Here is a 22716-nt window from a genome sequence, read left to right on the forward strand (position 1 = left end):
GGTAAATGTATATTGCAAAGGTAGTTGGAATGGTTGTGGCAACACGAAAGGAAGAAGACTTCGTTGGTAAGAAGCTACTTATCGTTCAGGGAATCAATGAAAAGGAAGAAATACTAGGGCCTCCAGAGGTGGCAGTCGACGCAGTCGGTGCTGGTACTGGTGAGGTAGTGCTCGTCACAAAAGGGAGTGCTGCTAGATCGGTATTTGGAAAACCTGATTCTGCCATTGATGCAGCCATTGTTGGTATTATTGATAGCTTAGAAGTGAACAAATAAGGATGTGTAAGAGATGAGCATCTATACGAAAAAAGGTGACAAAGGTGAGACAGGGCTACTTGGTGGGAGTCGAATTGGCAAGGATCATTTAAAGGTCTCTAGCTATGGGACGCTCGATGAAGTGAATGCGGTGCTCGGTGTCGCCTATTCGATCATAAGAAGTGAAGAACTAAAAACAATCATTCATCACATACAGCGCCAACTATTTGTTGTCGGTGCTGAACTTGCAAGTGACGAAAAGGGAAGAAGCTATATCAAGAAGCTTGTTTCCACTGAGGATATTGCCTATTTCGAAAGAGTGATTGATAAGTATGATGAGCTATTAGGTCCCATTACGGAATTCATTATACCAGGAGAAACGGCTGCCTCTGCTCATTTACATCAAGCTCGTTCCATTATTCGAAGAGCGGAACGCCTTGTGGTTGAACTAAGTAAAACGATAGAAATAAGAGAAGAGCTCCTTAAGTATATTAACCGCTTATCAGATGTGCTTTTTATGCTAGCAAGAGCAGAAGTTTATTACTCGCTTGTTGATCAAGTGATTACAAAAGTGCTTGATCGAGTGGACGCATCCTCTTCTCTCCTAAAGGTAGATCTTAATCTAGCTAAAAAGCTAGCAAAAGCAGTGGAAAGAAAAGCGGAAGAAATAGGAGTACCCATTGTATTCTCGGTTGTGGATGAAGGAGGTAATCCTATTCTTTTGAATCGTATGGACGATGCATTGCTAGTAAGTGTGGAACTCGCTCCTAATAAAGCGTATACCTCTGTAGCATTGAAAGCACCCACACATAACCTTGCACCACTTGTTCAGCCAGGTGCTGAATTGTTTGGCCTCCACCAATCTAATCAAAACAGAATTGTTCCATTTGGAGGAGGATTTCCATTAACGGTTAATGGAAAAATTATTGGTGGGATCGGTGTCAGTGGTGGAATGGTGGAAGAGGATATTTTACTAGCTACCTATGCAATAGAGGTTTTTGAAAGATTAATAGAGGTGAATTCAAATGATTGAAGTAAAACAAATTGAAGATATTGTAATGCAGGTTCTCGTCGGATTAAGCAGTCAGGAAGACTCACCAACAAATGGTGAGAATGGTCTCTACCCGGAAATGAATGACGCAATTGGAGCGGCATTTTTGGCTCAAAAGGAATTTGTCAAACTACCTCTCGTGGAAAGAGGAAAAATCATCGAGTCGATTCGCTGTGAATTTAGAAAGCATATTGAACTTCTATCTGAAATGGCTGTTGAAGAAACAGGCATGGGGCGTGTGGAAGACAAAATTAATAAAAATTTAGTAGCTGTTAATAACACACCGGGATTGGAGGATTTAACAACAGTAGCTTGTTCAGGAGACAACGGTCTAACACTTGAAGAACTCTCACCATACGGGGTAATTGGGTCGATAACGCCAACCACTAACCCGTCAGAAACGATCATTTGTAATACGATTGGAATGCTAGCTGCCGGAAATTCAATCGTCTTTAGCCCCCATCCGACAGCTAAACGAACATCTCTAAAAACCATTGAAATCATTAATCAAGCCATTTCAAACGTGGGTGGACCTAAAAACTTAGTCGTAAGCACGCTTCAGCCTTCCATCGAACAAGCAAACATAATGATGAGCCATAAAAAGGTTCGAATGCTAGTTGCAACAGGTGGACCAGCTGTTGTAAAGGCTGTTTTATCAACAGGCAAAAAGGCAATTGGTGCCGGAGCAGGAAACCCACCAGCACTTGTAGATGAAAGTGCAGATATAGAAAAAGCAGCGAAGGATATAATTGATGGCTGTTCTTTTGACAATAATCTTCCTTGTGTAGCTGAAAAAGAGGTTATTGTTGTAAACTGTGTAGCCGATTCCCTCATTGCCAATATGAAAAAGAATGGTGCTTATCAATTAACCGATCCAATACAAATTCAGAACTTAGTAGATTTGGTTGTTCGTAACGGTCATGCTAACAAAGAGTTTGTAGGAAAGAATGCGGACTTTATTTTAAGACAAATTGGAATAGAGGTAGACCCAGAGGTTCGTGTCGTAATCGTTGATGTCAAAAATGAGGGACGCCATCCACTTGTACTTGCGGAATTGATGATGCCCATTCTACCTATTGTACGAGTAAATAATGTTGATGAAGGAATAACCCTTGCTGTTGAAGTAGAGCATGGCTTCCGACACACAGCAATTATGCACTCAAAAAATATTGATAACTTAACCAAATTTGCAAGGGAAATTCAGACAACGATTTTCGTTAAAAATGGCCCTTCTTACGCAGGTATTGGAGTCGGAGGAGTGGGGTATACCACTTTTACAATTGCAGGCCCGACCGGAGAAGGACTGACTTCTGCTAAGCATTTTGCTAGAAAGAGAAGATGTGTACTCGTGGATGGTTTATCAATCAGATAGGTATAAGCAAGATTAAGGGAGGATCATGACAATGAGTTATTCAATTGTACTTGCAGCATTTGGTGGCGGTGTCTTTGGTGCTTTAATTGGTGCGTTACCAGCCTTTATTTTTACAGGGTTAGTTGGGCTTATTGGTGTGGCGATTATCGCTGGTGGTGGGTCGGATATGATATTAGGAAGTGTCGTTTTTGGCACTCTGCTTGGCCCTCATATTGCATTTGCTGGTGGTGTGGCAGCAGCAGCGTATGAAGCGAATCGGAAAAAAGCATTATCGAATGGGATGGATATTTTAACCTCTCCAAGTACCATCAATAATGATCCTATGTCGCTTTTAGTCGGGGGAGCCTTTGGTATTATAGGGTATCTATTAAATTATTTATTTGGTTATTTAGAAATTCCAACCGATACAGTAGCCTTAACTGTATTCATTTCGGGAGTGATTTCTCGTTATGCGTTTGGCCATACAGGGATTCTTGGTACTCTTCAAAATGCAGATGGAACAAAGAGAGCATTTTTTCCAGATAAGTATAATTTATTATTCATCGTTATTTACTCATTCGGTGTTGGAGCAGTCGTTTCTTACCTAGTTGATCTAACTCAAATTAATGTCCTTGGTTTTGTGATTAGTGCAGCGCTACTCATGTTTGTACAATTTGGTTTTAACATTCCAGCTACACATCATGTCACATTAGTTGCCGGTTATGCAACGGTCGCTTCTGGAAGTGTAATGGTCGGTGCCATATTTGCCGTCATTGCAGGGGTTATTGGGGAAATTATGGGTCGGACTTTTAATAATAATTGTGATACCCATATTGATCCACCTGCTACAACAATATTTCTCTGTAGCTTATTCATCTTCAGCTTTATGTAACTAAGCACGATAAGAGAGAATTTGGAGGATCTTTTAATGAAACAGTTTCTTCTTGGTCCAAAGCTTTATTATGGAACCGATTCGTTAGAATATGTACGTAAAATTGAGGCAGACAAAATCTTTATTGTTACCGATGAGATAATGGTCAAAATTGGTATAGTCGAGAAGGTAACAAACCTATTAAGTGAAGAAGGGAAGGCATATGTGATTTTCTCCGATGTTGAACCGGATCCTTCACTTGAAACGGTTGAAAAAGGATTAACTCTTCTAGTAAATGAAAAACCAGGCTGTTTGATAGCTGTTGGTGGAGGATCTCCAATTGATGCGGCAAAGGCTATGCTTTTACTTGCTATTCGCGTTCAAGAGCGCTTATCAGGTGAAACTTGTGGAGTGAAGCCTCAGTTTGTCGCTATTCCAACAACAAGCGGTACGGGATCTGAGGTAACTTCGTATGCGGTTGTCACAGATAAAGTCAAATGTGTAAAAATACCTTTAAGTGACTCAGTTATGTATCCGGATATTGCCATCCTCGATGAAGGGTTAACCAAGACGGTTCCTCCTTCCGTGAGCGCTGATACTGGAATGGACGTCCTAACACATGCAATTGAAGCTTATGTTTCCAAACAAGCGAGTGATATAACGGATATGTATGCTGAAAAAGCCATTAAAGATGTGTTTAAGAATCTATTAAAAGTTTACCGATTTGGTGAAGATTTAGAGGCTAGAGGAAAATTACATGTTGCTTCTTGTATCGCGGGAATTGCTTTTACGAACGCGGGGTTAGGAATCAATCATAGCCTTGCACACACACTTGGTGGTAGATTTCATGTGCCGCACGGAAAAAGCAATGCCATTTTGCTTCCTTATGTAATCGCCTACAATGCGGGATTATTTGATGGAACAGTAGAAACGTCCAGGGCAGCGAAAAAGTACGCCTCTATTTCCTTTATGTTAGGTTTCCCTTGTAGTAGCACGGAAGAAGGGGTCAAGAGCTTAATATCCCATATCGTGGAATTAAACAAAAAAATGGGTATACCATTAAGTCTTCAGGAATGTAAAATTGATGAAGGAGATTATGAAAAGGCTTTATCTGAAATGGCATGTTCAGCACTTCACGATATTTGTACCCCTGCTAACCCAAAGGAGGTTACAGAAGAAGATTTAAAACAGCTGTTAAAAATAGTATACAAGGGAACTGCATGACGGAAAAAAGGGTACTCTTTTTTGGAGAGTATCCTATTTTTTTGTGGTCATGAAGAGCAGTTGTAGGATAAAGTAGAGGGAAAGAATGGAGGGATCGTTGCTTGGCGAATTTTATTACGGTAAAAAATATTCGTATTGGCGTTGGAACACCGAAGATTTGTGTACCTATGACAGGGAGAACAGTGGCAGACCTTTTAGCAGAGGCAGATCTTATTCAATTAAATAAGGATTTTGTCGATATGGTTGAATGGCGGGTAGACTTTTTCAATGATAGTGAAGACCTCAGTAAGGTGATGACTACACTATCAACTATCCATCAGCGTTTGAAAGAGCTTCCTCTTGTTTTTACATTTCGAAGCCTAGAAGAGGGTGGGGAAAAGGAAATTCATCCTTCCTATTATTTCGACTTGAATGAAGCGGTAGCAAAGTCAGGTTTGGTAGATTTAGTAGATATTGAGCTACGTCATCGAGATGAGGATATTAGTCAGATTCTCTCCATCATTCATGAGAATGGTCGATTAGGGATCCTTTCTAGCCATAATTTTGCCTCTACACCATCTAAGGATAAAATGGTGGAAATTCTTGAGCGCGGTAAGAAGCTAGGTGGAGATATTCCCAAAATAGCAGTGATGCCGACCTCTGCTAGAGATGTGCTAGCACTGTTGGATGCGACTGTTGAGATGCAAGAAAAGCATCCAGATACTCCGATTATCACCATGTCTATGGCAGGGCAAGGCGCCATTAGTCGCCTATCTGGTGAAGTATTTGGATCAAGCGTGACATTCGGAGCGTTAAAGAAAGCATCAGCACCAGGACAAGTAGAAGTAACTGATCTCAAACGAACACTAGAAGTCATTCATCATAGCTTACAAAAGTAACGAGCCAATTTTATTGGTTCGTTTTTTTTTACTCATTGACACAAATATATGTCTCCATTATGATATTTGAGTAGATAGTTAAACAGTTGAACAATTAAATGATGAAACTATTTTTAGAGGTGATAGGGTGCCAGACCAGCATATTAAAGAAGTGGTAAATAAATATATTTCTCTATCTTTTTCCGTTAATAAGATAGGGGAAGCACTTGTTAAGGAGCAGCTTGATTGCGACCTAACAAGTGAGCAGCATTATATGTTGCGTTACATTTATCAAAATCATTCTTGTACATCGTCAGAGCTTGCCGACGTTTTTTCTGTGAAAAAGAGTGCGATCACTGCCATTATTACTCGATTATGGACGAAGGGTTTTATAAAAAGAACGAGAGATGAAAATGATCGTCGAGTGGTGTACTTAACGTTAACGGATAAAGGCAATGAGCTTTATTTAGAAACGGAAGCTAGAATTCATAAATTGGTGGAGTCGATTATCACGAAATTCGACCAACACGAAATCGAAATGTTTATTCAGTCATACGAGAAATTGCATGATGTACTTTTAGAAACAAAGAAGAATCAACTGGAGGATTAGCCCATGTATGCGATTATTAAAAATAAGTGGTTAGTGTTAGTGGCATGGATTGCTCTAATTGTTGGACTGTTCATGCTAGCTCCCAACATGGCCGACCTTGTTCGTGAGAAGGGACAAATTGATGTTCCAGAAGGATATTCCTCTTCACTAGCGTCTGACATTATGGAAAATGTCCAAGAACAGGAAGGCGGAGGAGATGATACGCAGGTCGCCCTCGTTTTTCATAGTGAGGAAAAATTAACGGATAAAGAAATACAGGAAGCTGAAAAAGCGATTCGGGCACTTGAAAACAAAAAAGAAGAGCTTGGGATTACAGAAATTCTAACTCATTTTAATGAGGAGATTCTAGAAGAACAGTTGGTATCGAAGGATGGGAAAGCAATTCTTACCTCGCTTTCCATTGAGTGGAAGGATCGTGAACCGAAAGAACTAAGTGAAGCCCTTTATGAATCGATTGAGGACGTGAAGGTCGACCACGATTATACGAGTAACTGGTTAATCAATGAAGACTTAATGACAAGCTCTCAAGAAGGACTAAAAAAGACAGAAGGAATCACCGTTGTTTTTATCTTAGTAGTATTGTTACTCGTATTCCGTTCGGTAGTAGCACCGATCATCCCATTGTTAACGGTGGGATTCTCCTATTTAGCGGCTCAATCGATTGTCTCGATTTTAGTAGATAAATTGGATTTTCCGGTTTCGAGTTATACACAGATTTTCCTTGTGGCAATATTATTTGGGATAGGAACGGACTATTGTATCCTGTTACTAAGCCGTTATAAAGAAGAACTTACACATTACGAAAATCGTGCAGATGCGATCGTAGCGACGTATCGTAATGCCGGCCGCACGGTATTTTTCAGTGGATTAGCTGTTATGATTGGTTTTGCTGCAATCGGATTTTCAAAATTTGTGCTTTATCAATCAGCAGCAGCTGTTGCGGTTGGAGTAGGACTTTTGTTGATTGCCTTGTTTACGATTGTTCCATTTTTTATGGCTGTACTTGGTGGAAAAATCTTCTGGCCTTCAAAGAGTACGGCGGAACACGGAGAAAGCAAATTCTGGGGTGTAGTTGGTCAATTTTCTCTGAAGCGTCCAGTGATTGCACTTCTTATAGTAGCAGCTGTTTGTGTACCGTTCTTGGTCACATACGATGGTAAACTTTCTTATAATTCTCTAGAAGAAATCAGTGGAGATGTCCATTCTATTCGTGCCTTTAATGCCATTGCTGATGGCTTTGGACCGGGGGAATCGATGCCAACCCAAATCGTTTTAAAAAATGATGAGGCAATGGATTCGATGGAATATATTAATTTAGTTGAAGAAATTAGTAAGCAGTTAGCACGCGTACCACTAGTAGACACCGTTCGTTCGGTGACACGACCAACGGGTGAACCGATTGAAGACTTTTTAATCGCCAAGCAAGCTGATACGTTACAAGAAGGGCTTGGGGAAGGAAAAGAAGGACTTGATCAAATTAGCTCAGGTCTAAAAGAAGCAAGTGATGGTCTTGTGAGTTCGGCACCACAAATTGAACAGGCAACAGTGGGGATTGGAGAACTCGTAACGGGAACATCGCAGGTTCAGTCAGGATTAACTGAAATTCAAACAAACTTAGCAAAAATTGAAGATGGTATACGTCAAGGAGCAGCAGGTTCTGCTCAAATCAAAACAGAGCTTGGAAACGTGAAGTCGGGTGCGGAGCAGCTGTTAGCTGAGTATAAAAAGCTTGCTGGCGCTTATGGACAAATGGGAGCTGGTTTAAACGAGCTCTCTGCCGCACTTGCTTCTACTGAACAGTATTTTACCGCTCTAGAAAGCAGTTATCCTGCGTTACAAATGGATGAATCTTATCAAAGATTAAAGGGAACGGTTCAAACGGTTCAGCCGCAATTAGCTGGAGTAGCTAGTGGCATGGCTGAGGCTAATGCTGGATTTGCCGTCATTAATGAGAACCAACAGAAAATTGTTTCTGGTTTAGAGCAGTTTATCGTTGGAATTGACAAACAGCTTGTCGGCCTCAATCAGCTTGCAAACGGTCAAGGGCAAATTGTTGATAATATGCCAAAGCTAACTTCTGGCTTAGCAGGAATTCGTGACGGTCAACAGCAGCTTGCAGATGGCTTTGGTGAATTAGGTGGTCAATTAGGTCAACTAACAGATGGCTTGAACCAAAGTGTGGATGGCTTAAATCAAATTTCAGATGGATTAGGCTCGGCTCAAGACTATATTAAAGGTCTTTCTGAAAACGACAATGGTGCGTTCTATCTACCACCTGAGGTTCTTGAAAGTGAAGATTTTGTGCAGGTATTAGACACCTATATGTCTAATGATCGTAAAGTAATGACGATTGATGTCATACTTGAAGCAAATCCTTACTCCAATGAGGCCATCAATCAAGTGGATAAACTAAATGAAGCGGTCAAGAGTGCCACAGCGAATACGAAGCTTGAAAATGCCGTGGTTGCCGTTGGTGGAGTGACAAGAACAAATGCTGACCTTGATGCAATTTCAGGAGAAGATTACTCGCGAACTGTTGTGCTGATGTTAGTGGGGATCACCATCATCTTAGTCATTCTGTTCCGTTCAATGATTATGCCAGCGTATATCATTGCATCGTTGATTTTAACGTTCTACACATCTATGGGAATTAATGAAGCGATATTTGTTAACCTCTTAGGTTATACAGGAATTAGCTGGGCCGTACCATTCTTCGGCTTTGTTATCTTAATCGCACTCGGAGTTGACTATAGTATCTTCTTAATGGACCGTTTTAATGAATATAAGGATCTATCCATTCGGGAAGCAATGCTTGAATCAATGAAAAAAATGGGAACAGTGATCATTTCAGCAGCTGTCATCCTAGGTGGAACCTTTGCTGCGATGATGCCTTCAGGAATGCTATCCTTACTACAAATTGCATCCATCGTATTAGTAGGATTATTCCTATATGCCCTTGTGATTCTGCCATTATTTATCCCGGTTATGGTAAGAACATTTGGAAAAGCCAACTGGTGGCCGTTCTTACGGGAAAAATAAATTAGATTGTAGGAACCCCGCCTTGGTTGGCGGGGTTTTTAATGGTGGGCGGTAGTCGGAATTTGTCTAAATGTATGTCGAATCTCAAAAGTTGCAACAAACCAGGGTAAAGTTGCAAGAAACCTATCTATAGTTGCAACAAAACACTACTAACTTACAACAACTACTAAAAGTTCATGAACACTTTGTGACTTCAGAAGGATAACCAAATCCATTCCACGAATAAATCAATAAAAAATATGAGGAGTGAGCCCTTTTGATTGTGAAACCCCGTGAATTTCCCGTCCATGCACGTAAATTACAGGCACTTTTACGCAGAACTTCCCAAGATCACCCCCAATACACTTTCATTAAAGACGCATTGGGTAGGTCCCTAGCTGGTTATAAAGGAGAATTGCAAGTCGATTACCAACTGAGTCATATTCCTGATGGAGATTACCATATTTTTCTTGATCTGAGGCTACTAGGACGCCAATCCTTTTTCCAGATTGATTCTCTGCTCTTATCAAAAAAGCTAATCATATCATTAGAAATTAAAAACATGAGTGGAACATTACTGTTTGATCAGAATTTTCATCAACTCATTCGAGTAAAAGATGGGGGAGAGGAGGCGTTCGCAGACCCTCTGTCACAAATTTACCGTCACAAAAAGGAATTAGAGTATTGGTTAGGAAAAAACCGCCTTCCATCGCTTCCAATTACTTCTCTAGTTGTAATCAGTAGTCCTTATTCCATCATAAAATCCACAGGCTCAACCAAGTCAATCATCCCAAAAGAATATCTTCTCCAGAAAATTTCCCAAATTGAGTACTCAAACCAAAAGGAAATTCTCTCAGAAAAGGAACTTAGGAAAATATCTCGGCATTTCATCAAACAACACACTCCAAACTTGGACCCTATCCTTAAAAGATTTGATATGCAACCAACTGAACTGTATAAAGGAGTACACTGTTCAAATTGCAATTATCTCCCCATGCAAAAAACATATGGTTCTTGGTTTTGCCCATCATGTCAAACTTATTCCAAAACCGCTCATCTCCAATCATTGGAAGATTATTTTTTCCTTTTTGGACAAAGCTTGACAAATGCAGAGGCAAGAGCATTTTTTCGTATAGAAAAAGCCTACACAGTAACTCGGATACTCCAAAAACTAAACCTGCCTTATGATAAAAAGCACCGTACCTACCAGCTGACATATCCATTGAAAAATTAGCAGCCAAATAAATCGACGGATAAGAAAGAAGAGTGGAAAGATACTATACATGAGGTGAGTGAATTGCAAAATAAAGAAAATGAAGTGGCAGCCATTAATGATGCAAATATTGAGCTGACAGAAAGACTTGAAGATAGTGATGTACACTCTTCTTCAAGTCCTGGTGACACGGAAGCAACGAAAGCAAATTTGGAAATTGATAAGGCATTTTCCCATGATCAAACAGCCGACCCTCTTCCCACCTATGTTATGTACAACACACCAGCGATCAAGATTAATCCAAAAAGATAGGTGCTGAAGCATTTTCAGCACCTTTTTTCATGTCATTGATCAAGATCTGTTTTATCGTTTTGATCCTTATTACGTTTGTTTCCTTTGCTATTGTCGCCACTTCCTTGCAAGACGCCATGGTTTTTAGGAGAATTTTGGTTATTACTGCCCTTATTATACTTTTTAGTCATGTTATGAGCTCCTTTCAGAATACCTTCGATGATAGTTTGGCTCACAATGGGTTCCTTCAACCATGAAAAAAGAAAAAGACCTCCACTACTGGGAGGTCAAAGAAAAAGGGGGAATTACACTTGTACTATTATCATCACCAATGTGTTACCATTTTATACATGTATAGGAAAAAAATTTAATTATTGGAGAAAGTATATGGAATTCGTAAAGAATTACAAAGACCAAATGACTCTTCGGCACAGTTTTAATGACCTTGCATTATCGACCTTTGGTATTCAGTTTGAAGATTGGTATAAAAAAGGCTACTGGAATGAGCGGTATATTCCGTATTCGTTTGTCGTGAAAAACAAGATAATTGCCAATGTGTCGGTGAATGAACTAACTCTTCTTATAAATGGGAAATTGAAAAAAGCCGTACAAATTGGAACGGTTATGACTGACGAACATTTTCGAAACAGAGGGTTATCAAAGGCTCTTTTACAAAAAGTGTTTGAGGATTATGACAAACAGGTAGACCTCTATTATTTATTTGCGAATCATACGGTTCTGGATTTTTATCCGAAATTCGGATTTAGTCGAAGAAAAGAACATCTTTTCAGAAAAGAACTCCCAACAAAAAAACATGATAAAACGCTCAGAAAGATAAACCTAGAAAAAGACCTCTATTTACTCGAAGACTACAGTACCAATAGAAAGCCACTGTCACAAGCATTTTCAAGTTTGCATACTGAAGGAATTAACTTTTTCCATTTTCTTTATGTGTTTTCAAACGATCTTTATTATGATGAATCAAGTGAATCGATTCTTATTTATAAAGTAATCAACAGTGATATTCATTTATTTGATTGTATAAGTAAAAGGGAAGTAGTCTTGGACGAGCAAATTCAAGTATTATCAACGTTAGGGGAAAACGTGTATCTTCATTTTACACCTGATCAACCTGAAAATTACAAAGTTCATCCAATAAATTCGACTGATGATGTACTGTTTGTGAAAACCTCTTCTCCTTTTGAATGGCCTGATTATTTTAAGCATCCAGTTACAAGTCAAGCATAAAAAAAGTAGCTTCAGAAAATGGAAGCTACTTTAATAGATTATTTACGCTATAAATTTTTCCATTTTCAACCTCTTCAGTAAGAAGCAAATCAATGAGTGCATCGGCAACAATTTTTGTACTTCTTAGCATCCCATTTTCTTTATAGGCAATAAATTTATTTACTTCTTGGAAGGCATGTTCCGTTGAAGAGCGAATGACTCCTTGCATATCAGTATCCATAATTCCTGGACTATAGCCAATAATCGTTGCATTGCCTGTATGATTTTGTTCTACTGCGACAGTTTTGGTAAACATATTTAATGCTGCCTTTGTGCTACAATACACACTCCATCCTTGAACCGGCCTTTCGGCAGCACCCGATGTAACATTAACAACGGTTAGCTTTGTTCCGTTTGCCTTTTGTAAGAAAAGGTTAGTCGTAAACATCGGAGCAGCAACATTGAGTTGAAGGGACATTTCAATTGCCTCATGATCTAAACTCCCCACTCGGTCAATCGGTTCAACCACACCTGCGTTATTAACGAGTAATACTTCATTGTCTTTACTAGAAAAAATGATCTCGGCAACTGTAGAAAAGGTTTGTTCGGTGTCTCTACTGTTCGTCAAATCACATGTTAGATGCTTATAAAATAATTCATTTTCCAAAGCAAGCTGTTTAAGTTCAGGATTTTCATTTCTAGAAATAGAAATGAGCCCGAATTGTTCCTGTAGAACTCTTTCGGCAATCGAGGCACCAAGTCCTTTGGAAGCCCCGGTAACAACTGCATATTTCATCACAACACGTCCTCTCATTATATGAGATATTTTACCATACCTGATAAAAAATCATCACATCATAAGTCTTTTTCTGATTGCTGAAATTTGAGGAGCTGATCCTCAATTAAAATGTAAATCGAGGTAATAATGCCAGCTGAAAGCCAAGCAATCGTGATTAGGTGGTAGCCTAAAATGAGATACAATAAAAAAAAGTGAAAAATAAATAGTGGTGAGGGAGAACATGATATTTATCCATTGACCTTCTCTGCCTTCCAATAGTATTCACTAAAGATCTCTGCAAAGGCTTCAATCGTGTTGTACAGCTCGGTTAAGTTATTATCTACTCCGCCAAACTCTACGAGAATCGACCCGGATGATAAATCTTGATTGTAGACTCCGTTTCCTTCTGTTAGTCCTTTTGCTAGAACACCGCGACTCAGGTTCGGATATTTTTCATCAATCATTTCATTTAATTCAGTTGCAACTTTTAGATTTTGTTCGTAATTTTTATTTGCCTTTCCGACTACAAAGAATAGTCTTGCGTAAGATTTGCCATTAATCACCTCTGTTGTTTTGTCTTTTCGAAGCGCGTCACGGTGAATATCGATGACGTAATCGATACCATCATTTCCTCCAAGCGCCTCTTGGACGAGTTTACGGGAAAGATCGTAGGAATGATCGGTTGTTAGATTATTCTCCTTTAATAGGTTAGGCATGCTTGTTGTATCGTGAAGAACACTAATGCCATTCGTATTTAGTTCCTCTGTAAGCTTTTTCCCGACTGCAATAATATTTGCTGATTCATTGTTACTCGTAGCTTCTTCAGGTTCCTTGGCATTTTTCAATAATGGTAAAAATGATTCCCAGCTATGTGTATGATAGATAAATACACTTTTCTTTCCTGCTACAACTGGGGTATTGCCACCTTCAGCCTCTTTTAGCATTTCCTTTGCTATTTCTCTTTCTTGTAATAATATTTCTACCGGTGGAGCGGATTCGATCGGAAGATTAGTGAAATTCGTACCGCTACCAGCAACTACGATATTTGTATCAAACACGGAAAATCCAGGGAGTTCTCTTCCTAGAAACGTTCTTGTATCCTCTGGTTGAATATTAGTTGCCAGTTTGAGAGCGAGCTTTGATAAGGAAGAAACGGTTATACTCGCTTTTTCGTTATATATATGGTGGTTTCCCGATTTTACAAAATAAACAAGCCATTCATGTGTGTCAATATTCGAAATCCACTTTTTGACGGTTTCAGAAGTAAAGGCATTTGTGTAGGTTGTTGCGATTCCTGCAAATAAGAACGTAGCTAGCATGATAGCCAACCAGCCCTGAAAACAGGTCCATAATGATAGCTTTGAAGACTTCATGTCAACACCTCCATAGCTACTATATGAGCCTATCCACATTTTCAGAAGAGAAAAAGGAAACAAGCATGTCATTTACAGTCTTAGAAATATCAATTTCTCACTTTTTTCACATTTGTACGGTACATTAGTTACAGGTCTGATATGTAATCATTCCCAAACAAGAAAGAAGAGTTGTGCTTTATAAGAATTAAAAATATAATGGAGAATTGAATACCATGTTTTCAGATGGGAGTATTATTATGTCTTCAAATCAACAGCCTTCGTCTAAAATAGACTTTCATTTAATATTTATCTTAATGCTTCTGTTTTTATCGAGTTGTGTTGCTATTTACAGTGCGCAATCGACAGGACAGTATGATTCAAATTTTTTATTAAAACAGATCATCTGGTATGGAATTGGAATAGGGATTATTGTTGCAGTCATCACACTTGATTCGGACCAGCTTAAAAAGCTCTCCTGGTATGCCTACGGATTTGGTGTATTTCTATTGGCCTTCCTCATTATTGCTCCATCTAGTATTGCACCTGTTATTAATGGGGCCAAGAGTTGGTATAAAGTCCCATTTATGGGGTCATTTCAGCCAGCTGAACTCACGAAGGTCTTTATTATACTCGCACTTGCCAGAGCAATAGGAGATCATCATGAGAAATACCGATTGAAGACGATTCAAACCGATTTTATTTTATTAGGAAAAATTGTTCTAATCACGATGGTACCGTTGCTGCTCGTCATGCAACAACCAGATTTAGGAACATCTCTTGTCATGATAGCGATTATGATAGGAATGATCTTTATTTCGGGGGTATCATGGAAGATTCTTCTGCCGATCTTTTCAGCAGGAATCTCTTTGATCGGAGTCATTTTCTACTTAGTACTATGGAAACCTGAAATACTAGAAAAGTATCTCGGAGTTAAGGAGTATCAGTTTGGGAGAATTTATTCCTGGATTGACCCTTACAATTATCAAAGCTCTACTGGCTTTCAGCTGACCCGTTCCTTGCTAGCTATTGGTTCAGGAGAAACGACAGGGAAGGGTTACGGTACAAGAGAAGTCTACTTGCCAGAAAGTCATACGGATTTTATTTTTAGTATTGTGGGAGAAGAATTTGGTTTTGTTGGAGCTAGCGTAATTATTAGTGTGTTTTTCTTACTGATCTATCATATTACAAAGGTTGGTATGGAAACGAAGAATGAGTTTTACACGTATATTTGTGTCGGAATTATTAGTATGATTACCTTCCACGTGTTTCAAAACATCGGAATGACAATTGGTCTTTTACCAATCACGGGAATTCCACTTCCGTTCATTAGTTATGGGGGAAGCTCAATAATGGGGAATTTCCTAGCAATTAGCTTAATTTTCTCGATCCGATATCACCATAAAAAGTACATGTTTTCAAGTGATGATTAAAAACCCTCGCCATTATGGCGAGGGTTTTTTAGGGGAGTGCTCGATTTCCGTTGAGGGGGGTAAGAAATCTGAGCTAGTCATATATATCAAATTTAAGAAGTTAACTATTGTAAGAAATACTTTTCGATGTCATCAAGCATCAGGTTTGCTGCGATAACTCCGCCAGCTGTATTCCAGATAGCATCGTCAATTTCATGAACGTTTCCTTGCTTGGCTACTTCTAGGTTTTTAAATAATGGATCTTCAATCCATTCTTTCGCAACTTGAGTGGCTGCTCCGTCACCTGTTTCATAAGTGAAATAGAATAGAATGTCTCCATCCATCAATGGAATCTGTTCTTTTGTTGCGCCTTTGATCGCAAATTCATTCACATCTTGACTTTCAGGACGAGCAAACCCTAATTGGTCTAATACCACACCAGAGAAAGAATCCTTTTGATAAATACGAACATCAGCTGCTAGGAAACGGACGATGGATACCTTTTTCTGAAGTTGGTCACCAAGCTCTGTTTTCAAGTCAGACACACGATTATCGTAATCAGAAATCACTTTACTTCCTTCATCTACTTTATTTAACGCTTTTGCGTAAAGCTCAAAGTTTTCTTTCCAATCTCCGCGTAATGTTTCAGAGAATACAGTAGGAGCAATCGCACTTAATTGATCATAAATCGATTCTTGACGCATTTTGTTTCCAATAATTAAATCCGGTTGCAAAGCAGCGATGGCTTCAAGATTTACTTGAGTATCAGTTTCAAACCCAACCACTTGAACATCCTTCATATCTTCAGCAATATGCTCGTACCAAGGGTCTCCATTTGCTGTCCAAGATTGAACCGCTCCAACAGGGGTTACTCCTAATGCTAATAAGGCTTCTGTTCCTTCATTTGTTAAAATAACAACCTTTTTAGGTGTATCAGGAATAGTGGTTGTCCCCATTGCATGCTCAACGGTATAACTTGTATTTTTCGTCTTTGCATCCTCATTATTAGTACCTGTGGACGCTTCTTCATTGCTTCCGCATGCTGCTAGAAGACTCAGAATTAAAATGGTTAACATAGTGAAAGAAAATTTAATAAGTTTCATAAGTTCCTCCTACAATGGTGTATGTAATTGTTAATGATAATCATTTTCACTTACGGGTATTATCATAAAATGAATTGTAAAGGGTGTCAATAGGTAATTGAGATTTATTTTCAATTAGATAATAAAAAACAGTTGTTTGCATCATTGAAAATGATTCTCAAAATCATTGACAGTAAGTATGGCATCCAATAGACTGAATCTTGTAAGCAGTAACAATATGTAGAAAAGGATTAAGAAGGATGCTGTTAAAAAATAATTCTCAAAGAATCGCCGGACTCATTTTTATCGTTTTATTATTTCTCTATTTAATAGGTGCAAGCATTGTATATGGATATACCGATACTTCGTGGAAAATGGCATGGGAAGCCTTTCAAAACAATAATGGATCAAACGAGCATTTAGTGATTGAAACCGTTCGATTGCCAAGAGCATTAATTGCAGCGGCAGTGGGGAGTAGTCTCGCCATCGCTGGTGCTTTAATGCAAACATTAACAAAGAATCCATTGGCGTCACCGAGCATTTTTGGTATTAACGCTGGAGCAGGTTTTGCGGTGGTTATTGCCATATCACTTTTTCAAATCAGTCATTTACAAGCCTTTGCGTGGATTGCTTTTCTAGGTGCAGCGGTTGCTGCCATCAGCGTCTATTTCATCGGGTCGCTCGGACGAGAAGGGCTCACCCCGATGAAGCTAACATTGGCTGGTGCTGCCATTGCTGCGATGTTTTCCTCCTTTACACAAGGTTTTCTTGTATTAAGTGAAGTTGCACTCGAACAAGTATTGTTTTGGTTAGCTGGTTCTATTCAAGGGAGAAAGCTTGAAATTCTTGTGTCTGTTATCCCTTACTTCGTCGTTGGATGGGTTGGTGCGTTACTTCTCGCTTCCAAGCTTAATGTTTTATCTATGGGAGAAGATGTGGCTAAAGCACTTGGCATTCGAACGGGGTTATTAAAAATTGGAATTGGTTTAATGGTCATTTTATTAGCAGGTGGGTCCGTAGCAGTAGCTGGTCCTGTGGGGTTTATTGGGATTGTGATTCCACATATAACAAGAAGTATTGTTGGAATTGATCATAAATGGGTTATTCCTTATTCCGCATTTTTAGGAGCCATTCTTTTGCTTTTGGCTGATATTCTTGCAAGGTATGTTATTATGCCTGAGGAAGTACCAGTCGGCGTAATGACAGTGATCATAGGGACTCCTTTCTTTATTTATATTGCTAGAAGGGGGTTTAACGCAAAGTGAAGCAATATCAAAATCTTCGATGGTTTCAAGGGAAAGTGTCTATATTAATAGATAGAAAAGCAAGCTTTGTCATGCTTTGCTTGCTGCTAGTGACAATGGTGGTTTTCATTATTAGTACTGGTTTAGGTGATATGAAAATAAACCCTGTCACGGTTGTCTCGGTTTTCTTTGGCGGGGGAACCGAAATGGAAAAACTCGTGGTTCAATCCTTTCGTCTACCAAGGATCATTGTCGCTTTAGTCGTTGGTATGTCATTGGCTGTAGCTGGGGGCATTTTGCAAGGGATGATTAGAAATCCTCTAGCGTCCCCAGATATTCTGGGGATTACTGGTGGAGCATCAACAGCCGTTGTGTTATTTTTGGCCATCTTTAGTAATGATAGCAATGCGTTAACGGTTAGCATTCAATGGATGCCGCTTGCAGCTTTTATTGGATCGGCTGTTGCAGGCCTACTCGTCTATATCTTTGCATGGAAAAACGGAGTGTCCCCGGTTCGTCTTGTATTAATTGGGATCGGTTTATCAGCCCTTTTCCAAGCATTAACTACGATGATGATGCTCCTTGGCCCGATTTACCGGGCAAGCCAAGCAAATATTTGGATCACAGGAACGGTCCATGGCTCCACTTGGACCAATGTGTTTACGATTGTTCCGTGGGCATTGACTCTTATGTTAGTTGCCTTTTTTATGGCTAGAAAAGTGAATGTCCTAGGATTAGGTGATGATGTAGCCACAAGTGTAGGGACTTCTGTGCAAAAACTAAGATTTATGCTGTTGCTCATAAGCACAGCTTTAATAGGAAGTTCTGTTGCCTTTGCCGGAGGAATTGGATTTGTTGGTCTCATGGCACCCCATATGGCTCGACGTCTAGTGGGTTCAGTTTATGGGGCATTACTTCCGGTTTCCGCTTTGATCGGTGCCATCTTGGTTATGGTGGCCGACTTGATTGGCCGAACCATGTTTTCTCCATTAGAGATTCCAGCAGGTGTGTTTACAGCAGGTATCGGTGCACCGTACTTTATTTATCTTCTTTTTAAAACAAGAAATGCATAATGTCAGGGAAGGAGTGCAAATAAGGATGAAAAAAGCCATTGAAACAAAACAATTAACGCTATCATATGGTGACTCCATCATTATAGATGAATTAGATTTGACGATCCCAAAAGGCGAAATTACTGTATTCATAGGTGGCAATGGATGTGGAAAGTCCACTCTTTTACGGTCGATTGCTCGGTTATTAAAGCCCAAAAGCGGGGAAATCGTATTAAATGGAAAAGAGATTGTAAAAATGTCCTCAAAGGATGTCGCAAAGCAAATGGCCGTGTTGCCGCAAGGACCGGTTGCACCTGAAGGTTTAACGGTTCTTCAGTTGGTGAAACAAGGACGCTATCCCTACCAAACATGGCTTAAGCAATGGTCTAGTGAGGATGAAGAGAAGGTCTATAAAGCACTTGAAGCCACCGGGTTGCTCGATTTAAAGGAACGGTCAGTGGACTCTCTTTCAGGTGGTCAACGTCAAAGAGCTTGGATTGCGATGACTTTAGCACAGGATACGGACTTTATTCTTCTGGACGAACCAACCACCTATTTAGATATGACCCATCAAATTGAAATCCTAGATTTACTATTTGAGCTGAATGAGAGGGAAAATCGCACGATCGTGATGGTCCTTCATGACTTAAACTTAGCGTGTCGTTATGCCCATAATATCGTGGCAGTAAAGGACAAGAAAATAGCAGCAATGGGTAAGCCCGAGGATGTAGTGACAAGAGGCCTTGTGAAGAGAGTATTCGGAATGGATTGCGAAATATCTATTGACCCATTATTCGGGACGCCACTTTGCATTCCATATGGAAAGGGAAGAACGGTATTTAGACAGGCAGGAGCAGTCAATGGATAACATTTTTTCAGAAACCGAATTAAGTCAACTGAAGAATTACCGATTTACCTTGGAAAAAGTGCATCAGGAATCTGATCTATCGATTACGTTAAATGAGCTAATTCAAAAAGATCAACTTCGAACCTTTATTAGTCGTGCTTCTGACCACATTGGGTCGCCTAATATAAAAGTGACAGCTTCCATGTTTATTAAAAGATATGCTTTTTTATCAGCCATTTATTTGTATGCGATGACCGCTTTTAACAAACGATTTCATATCCAGCTTGAACATATGCATCTTCAAACAGACGAACAAGATCCACTTTGGCTTCCGACGTTCTATTTCTCAGAGTGGAGAATCAGTGAACCTACTGGTGATAGAGACCAATGGAGATATGAAGCCATCGCTGACTTTTTCTCCAATATCGTTACTCCCATTGTGGAGAGTGTGAAAATGGAGTCAAAACAATCCAAACTCGTACTATGGGAAAATATTGCGATTTATATTTTCTGGCTGTATGAAACCGTGTTAGCTGAACATGAAGATGAAGAGGTTCGTGGGCGTGCAGTGGAGGATTTACAGTTCATTGCTCAACTTGCACCTGGATCATTGTTTGGACATTATCATGAAAACCCCATTAAAAGACATTTTCATGATAAACGTTATATTCCTGAGCTTGGAGAAGAAGTTCGTGTACGTACCACATGCTGCTTCTTTTATGCCTTAACTGGAACACCGGACCGTTGTAAAATTTGTCCACAAACTTGTAATCGACCAAAAAAGGTACATAAGAACGGAGGGAACTCGTGAGCGATAATCTAGATGAAAAGATCAATGGATTACTAACCAAATATACCGAGTTATTACTAGGTGAGGCAGATGCGGATCATGTGGAAAAAGTGAAGGCTTGGATCCTTTACTCTCACATGAGTAAATCAATGCCAGTTCTTGTTAAACATTGGAACGACACGTATCCTGATGCTAAGAATGAGATTAAGGAAACAATTAATGAAATCAAAGAATTAAACGAAGCACACAGACAAGCGAAGAGATAAAACCGAGTCCAACTTGGTAACGCGTCCTATTACCTGTCACAAAAATCCAAAATGTATATAAAAATGACCATCAATTTGTATGTGAGTTTGATGGTCATTTTTATTGATATAACGCGAATAATTATAAAAATAGGCGTAAAACTGTAGTCCAATTTGTATATCAAAATGTAAGGTTACAGCTGTTACCTCGCAAATGGGACTGCAAAATGCTGTTTTTTATTTACAAAACCACGCTTTTCTTTGGACTTTGGTTCTGTAATTATTCATAGATGATTTCGTATAGGTAAGAGAAATTAATAGGCGGAGAATTTCCGGCTAATGTATATAAAGGAGGCTTAAGAAGCAGAGATAAGCGGAGGAATTCCGGTTAACTGCTCTAAATAAGCCGAAATTCAAAGATTTGGTTCACATAAACGGAAAAACTCCGCTTATTCTTTAGGAAATATGGGTATTTCCCAATTTAACCGGAATTTTTCCGGTTATTTTTTAAACACAGTGAAATCAACATCAGTAATAACAGTACATAAAATGACAGTAAGAAACGCTTTGCTTTTCCTTTTCATATAGCTATAGTAAACGCTTGTAGGAGGGATATCACAATGGAACAACTGATGAGAGATTTCTTTTTATTCCTTTCTAAAAATCGAGCATTAATGAAACTAGCCAAGCGATATGGATTACGATTCGGTGCGTCACGGTTTGTTGCGGGTGAATCGATTGAACTTGCAACACGAGTTATTCAAGATCTCAACCAAAAAGGTCTACTTGTTACAATTGATTATTTAGGAGAATTTGTCGACAATGAGAAAGAAGCAAATGAAATGGCCGACAACTCAATACTTGCGATAGAGACAATCGGACGGGAAAAACTTCAATCACAATTATCATTAAAAATGACGTCGATGGGATTAGATATTTCAGACGACGTTGTTCTTCACAATATGAGAAGAATACTAGAAGCGGCGAAAAAGAACGATGTGTTCGTAACGATAGATATGGAAGACTACTCTCGTGCGCAGAAAACGATCGATATTTTTAAGCAATTAAAAAGTGAATATGACAATGTTGGTACAGTCATTCAGGCCTATTTATATCGAACGGAAAAGGATATCGAGGAGCTGAATGAGTACCATCCGAATTTACGACTTGTGAAGGGGGCATACAAAGAATCCCCACAAGTAGCATTTCCAGATAAAAAAGAAGTTGATGATAATTTTAAAAAGATTATTAAGTTGCATATGTTAAACGGAAACTACACCGCCGTTGCGACTCACGATGATGCAATCATTGAATACACCAAGCAGCTCGCCAAGACCAATCGCATCAGTAACGACCAATTTGAGTTCCAAATGCTTTACGGCATCCGACCAGAACGGCAAATTGAGCTAGTAAAGGAAGGTTACAAAATGAGAGTATACGTCCCGTATGGAACCGACTGGTACGGCTACTTCATGCGCCGCCTAGCCGAACGCCCAGCGAATGTTGCTTTTGTATTAAAGGGAATGTTTAAAAAATAAGCAAGGGAAATTGTCCCCAAAAAAATGTACCCGACACCAAATCCAGTGCGGGTACATTCATATTTATCTCTTATACTGGTTGTTCTGGCTGTTTCGTTTGCCGCCACCATCATTTTCAACAGTTGGGCCAGCATCACCCTTAACACTAGCGGCACTTACGCCAGCCTTTGATGGGTTTTTCTTCATCTTTGCCATGTGTACACCCCCAAACTTTTTTCCTCGTGTATAACATATCCACAATCATAGGATTCTATTGGTCGCATAAAATAATGTAAATTTCAAAAAAATTTCAAATTTCAACGACAAAGGATTGCGTAAAATTTTTAAATATCTTATGATAAAAGTAATTAAAAATGAATGAGTGTTCATTCAAACTATCGAATCCACTCAAAAATGCTAAAGGGGGAGA

23 protein-coding genes are annotated in these 22716 nt (G+C 39.3%); 18 read left to right on the plus strand and 5 right to left on the minus strand.

Annotated features, from left to right (window positions below; all coding sequences use genetic code 11):
• Window positions 1–5: 5 nt before the first annotated feature.
• From ACQ5H4_RS11280 to ACQ5H4_RS11325, 10 genes are all read left to right on the plus strand, one after another.
• Window positions 6–275, plus strand: coding sequence for a EutN/CcmL family microcompartment protein (locus ACQ5H4_RS11280; RefSeq protein ID WP_430775015.1), 270 nt, complete (start codon window positions 6–8; stop codon window positions 273–275).
• 13 nt (window positions 276–288) lie between these two features.
• Window positions 289–1287: a cob(I)yrinic acid a,c-diamide adenosyltransferase gene (locus tag ACQ5H4_RS11285; protein WP_430775016.1), complete on the plus strand. Its 999-nt coding sequence runs from the start codon at window positions 289–291 to the stop codon at window positions 1285–1287.
• A complete protein-coding gene (locus ACQ5H4_RS11290; protein WP_430775224.1) occupies window positions 1283–2677 on the plus strand; it encodes an aldehyde dehydrogenase family protein in 1395 nt (464 codons plus the stop codon). Before ACQ5H4_RS11285 ends, ACQ5H4_RS11290 begins: the two co-directional genes overlap by 5 nt.
• 31 nt (window positions 2678–2708) lie before the next feature.
• A complete protein-coding gene (locus tag ACQ5H4_RS11295) occupies window positions 2709–3548 on the plus strand; it encodes a DUF7973 family transport facilitator (protein ID WP_430775017.1) in 840 nt (279 codons plus the stop codon).
• Between the two features lie 36 nt (window positions 3549–3584).
• Window positions 3585–4751: a 1-propanol dehydrogenase PduQ gene (locus ACQ5H4_RS11300; protein WP_430775018.1), complete on the plus strand. Its 1167-nt coding sequence runs from the start codon at window positions 3585–3587 to the stop codon at window positions 4749–4751.
• Window positions 4752–4852: 101 nt separating this feature from the next.
• On the plus strand, window positions 4853–5629 hold the full coding sequence (gene aroD, locus ACQ5H4_RS11305; RefSeq protein WP_430775019.1) for a type I 3-dehydroquinate dehydratase: 777 nt from the start codon (window positions 4853–4855) through the stop codon (window positions 5627–5629).
• A gap of 127 nt (window positions 5630–5756) precedes the next feature.
• Window positions 5757–6218, plus strand: coding sequence for a MarR family winged helix-turn-helix transcriptional regulator (locus ACQ5H4_RS11310; RefSeq protein ID WP_430775020.1), 462 nt, complete (start codon window positions 5757–5759; stop codon window positions 6216–6218).
• A gap of 3 nt (window positions 6219–6221) precedes the next feature.
• A complete protein-coding gene (locus ACQ5H4_RS11315) occupies window positions 6222–9257 on the plus strand; it encodes an MMPL family transporter (protein WP_430775021.1) in 3036 nt (1011 codons plus the stop codon).
• 262 nt (window positions 9258–9519) lie between these two features.
• On the plus strand, window positions 9520–10470 hold the full coding sequence (locus ACQ5H4_RS11320) for a nuclease-related domain-containing protein (RefSeq protein WP_430775225.1): 951 nt from the start codon (window positions 9520–9522) through the stop codon (window positions 10468–10470).
• A gap of 63 nt (window positions 10471–10533) precedes the next feature.
• Window positions 10534–10761, plus strand: coding sequence for a hypothetical protein (locus ACQ5H4_RS11325; protein WP_430775022.1), 228 nt, complete (start codon window positions 10534–10536; stop codon window positions 10759–10761).
• A gap of 32 nt (window positions 10762–10793) precedes the next feature.
• Here ACQ5H4_RS11325 and ACQ5H4_RS11330 read toward each other — a convergent pair whose 3' ends face one another.
• Entirely contained in the window at window positions 10794–10931 is a 138-nt protein-coding gene (locus tag ACQ5H4_RS11330) for a hypothetical protein (protein ID WP_430775023.1), read from the minus strand.
• A 196-nt stretch (window positions 10932–11127) separates the two neighbouring features.
• Here ACQ5H4_RS11330 and ACQ5H4_RS11335 point away from each other — a divergent pair, with 196 nt between their 5' ends.
• Window positions 11128–11988 (plus strand): GNAT family N-acetyltransferase, encoded by an 861-nt coding sequence (locus ACQ5H4_RS11335; RefSeq protein WP_430775024.1) that lies wholly within the window; start codon window positions 11128–11130, stop codon window positions 11986–11988.
• 25 nt (window positions 11989–12013) lie between these two features.
• Here the strand turns inward: ACQ5H4_RS11335 and ACQ5H4_RS11340 are convergent, their stop codons facing one another.
• Window positions 12014–12763, minus strand: coding sequence for a (S)-benzoin forming benzil reductase (locus ACQ5H4_RS11340; protein WP_430775025.1), 750 nt, complete (start codon window positions 12761–12763; stop codon window positions 12014–12016).
• A gap of 230 nt (window positions 12764–12993) precedes the next feature.
• Window positions 12994–14118: a stage II sporulation protein P gene (spoIIP, locus tag ACQ5H4_RS11345; protein ID WP_430775026.1), complete on the minus strand. Its 1125-nt coding sequence runs from the start codon at window positions 14116–14118 to the stop codon at window positions 12994–12996.
• A gap of 239 nt (window positions 14119–14357) precedes the next feature.
• On the opposite strand from spoIIP, the gene ACQ5H4_RS11350 reads away from it, so the two are divergent.
• Entirely contained in the window at window positions 14358–15530 is a 1173-nt protein-coding gene (locus ACQ5H4_RS11350) for an FtsW/RodA/SpoVE family cell cycle protein (protein WP_430775027.1), read from the plus strand.
• A gap of 104 nt (window positions 15531–15634) precedes the next feature.
• Here ACQ5H4_RS11350 and ACQ5H4_RS11355 read toward each other — a convergent pair whose 3' ends face one another.
• Window positions 15635–16612, minus strand: a complete 978-nt coding sequence (locus ACQ5H4_RS11355; RefSeq protein WP_430775028.1) for an ABC transporter substrate-binding protein — start codon at window positions 16610–16612, stop codon at window positions 15635–15637.
• Window positions 16613–16851: 239 nt separating this feature from the next.
• Between ACQ5H4_RS11355 and ACQ5H4_RS11360 the strand changes: the two genes are divergently transcribed.
• The 6 genes from ACQ5H4_RS11360 (at window position 16852) to ACQ5H4_RS11385 (ending at window position 22307) form a co-directional block, all read left to right on the plus strand.
• On the plus strand, window positions 16852–17856 hold the full coding sequence (locus tag ACQ5H4_RS11360) for a FecCD family ABC transporter permease (protein WP_430775029.1): 1005 nt from the start codon (window positions 16852–16854) through the stop codon (window positions 17854–17856).
• Window positions 17853–18908, plus strand: a complete 1056-nt coding sequence (locus ACQ5H4_RS11365) for a FecCD family ABC transporter permease (RefSeq protein ID WP_430775030.1) — start codon at window positions 17853–17855, stop codon at window positions 18906–18908. The genes ACQ5H4_RS11360 and ACQ5H4_RS11365 overlap by 4 nt, the downstream gene beginning before the upstream one ends.
• Before the next feature lie 25 nt (window positions 18909–18933).
• Complete coding sequence (locus ACQ5H4_RS11370) at window positions 18934–19755, plus strand: ABC transporter ATP-binding protein (RefSeq protein ID WP_430775031.1); 822 nt, start codon at window positions 18934–18936, stop codon at window positions 19753–19755.
• Window positions 19748–20545, plus strand: a complete 798-nt coding sequence (locus ACQ5H4_RS11375; RefSeq protein WP_430775032.1) for an IucA/IucC family C-terminal-domain containing protein — start codon at window positions 19748–19750, stop codon at window positions 20543–20545. Before ACQ5H4_RS11370 ends, ACQ5H4_RS11375 begins: the two co-directional genes overlap by 8 nt.
• The gene (locus tag ACQ5H4_RS11380) at window positions 20542–20790 is read left to right on the plus strand and encodes a YusU family protein (protein WP_430775033.1); all 249 of its coding nucleotides are present in this window, start codon (window positions 20542–20544) and stop codon (window positions 20788–20790) included. Before ACQ5H4_RS11375 ends, ACQ5H4_RS11380 begins: the two co-directional genes overlap by 4 nt.
• Before the next feature lie 599 nt (window positions 20791–21389).
• A complete protein-coding gene (locus ACQ5H4_RS11385) occupies window positions 21390–22307 on the plus strand; it encodes a proline dehydrogenase family protein (protein ID WP_430775034.1) in 918 nt (305 codons plus the stop codon).
• Window positions 22308–22370: 63 nt separating this feature from the next.
• Here the strand turns inward: ACQ5H4_RS11385 and ACQ5H4_RS11390 are convergent, their stop codons facing one another.
• Window positions 22371–22502 carry a YuzL family protein gene (locus ACQ5H4_RS11390; RefSeq protein WP_160546284.1) on the minus strand — a complete coding sequence of 44 codons (132 nt, stop codon included), beginning with the start codon at window positions 22500–22502 and terminating at the stop codon, window positions 22371–22373.
• Window positions 22503–22716 lie beyond the last annotated feature (214 nt).

The sequence above is a fragment of the Bacillus coreaensis genome, from assembly GCF_050586445.1.
GTDB classification, from domain to species: Bacteria; Bacillota; Bacilli; order Bacillales; family Cytobacillaceae; genus Robertmurraya_A; species Robertmurraya_A coreaensis.

Excerpts from the sequence above, each read along its gene's own strand:
- ACQ5H4_RS11280 (WP_430775015.1), top strand. The coding sequence starts at position 6 with ATGTATATTGCAAAGGTAGTTGGAATGGTTGTGGCAACACGAAAGGAA.
- ACQ5H4_RS11285 (WP_430775016.1), top strand. The coding sequence starts at position 289 with ATGAGCATCTATACGAAAAAAGGTGACAAAGGTGAGACAGGGCTACTT.
- ACQ5H4_RS11295 (WP_430775017.1), top strand. The coding sequence starts at position 2,709 with ATGAGTTATTCAATTGTACTTGCAGCATTTGGTGGCGGTGTCTTTGGT.
- ACQ5H4_RS11300 (WP_430775018.1), top strand. The coding sequence starts at position 3,585 with ATGAAACAGTTTCTTCTTGGTCCAAAGCTTTATTATGGAACCGATTCG.
- ACQ5H4_RS11315 (WP_430775021.1), top strand. The coding sequence starts at position 6,222 with ATGTATGCGATTATTAAAAATAAGTGGTTAGTGTTAGTGGCATGGATT.
- ACQ5H4_RS11330 (WP_430775023.1), bottom strand. The coding sequence starts at position 10,931 with ATGACTAAAAAGTATAATAAGGGCAGTAATAACCAAAATTCTCCTAAA.
- ACQ5H4_RS11335 (WP_430775024.1), top strand. The coding sequence starts at position 11,128 with ATGGAATTCGTAAAGAATTACAAAGACCAAATGACTCTTCGGCACAGT.
- ACQ5H4_RS11340 (WP_430775025.1), bottom strand. The coding sequence starts at position 12,763 with ATGAAATATGCAGTTGTTACCGGGGCTTCCAAAGGACTTGGTGCCTCG.
- spoIIP (WP_430775026.1), bottom strand. The coding sequence starts at position 14,118 with ATGAAGTCTTCAAAGCTATCATTATGGACCTGTTTTCAGGGCTGGTTG.
- ACQ5H4_RS11350 (WP_430775027.1), top strand. The coding sequence starts at position 14,358 with ATGTCTTCAAATCAACAGCCTTCGTCTAAAATAGACTTTCATTTAATA.
- ACQ5H4_RS11355 (WP_430775028.1), bottom strand. The coding sequence starts at position 16,612 with ATGAAACTTATTAAATTTTCTTTCACTATGTTAACCATTTTAATTCTG.
- ACQ5H4_RS11360 (WP_430775029.1), top strand. The coding sequence starts at position 16,852 with ATGCTGTTAAAAAATAATTCTCAAAGAATCGCCGGACTCATTTTTATC.
- ACQ5H4_RS11370 (WP_430775031.1), top strand. The coding sequence starts at position 18,934 with ATGAAAAAAGCCATTGAAACAAAACAATTAACGCTATCATATGGTGAC.
- ACQ5H4_RS11375 (WP_430775032.1), top strand. The coding sequence starts at position 19,748 with ATGGATAACATTTTTTCAGAAACCGAATTAAGTCAACTGAAGAATTAC.
- ACQ5H4_RS11385 (WP_430775034.1), top strand. The coding sequence starts at position 21,390 with ATGGAACAACTGATGAGAGATTTCTTTTTATTCCTTTCTAAAAATCGA.
- ACQ5H4_RS11390 (WP_160546284.1), bottom strand. The coding sequence starts at position 22,502 with ATGGCAAAGATGAAGAAAAACCCATCAAAGGCTGGCGTAAGTGCCGCT.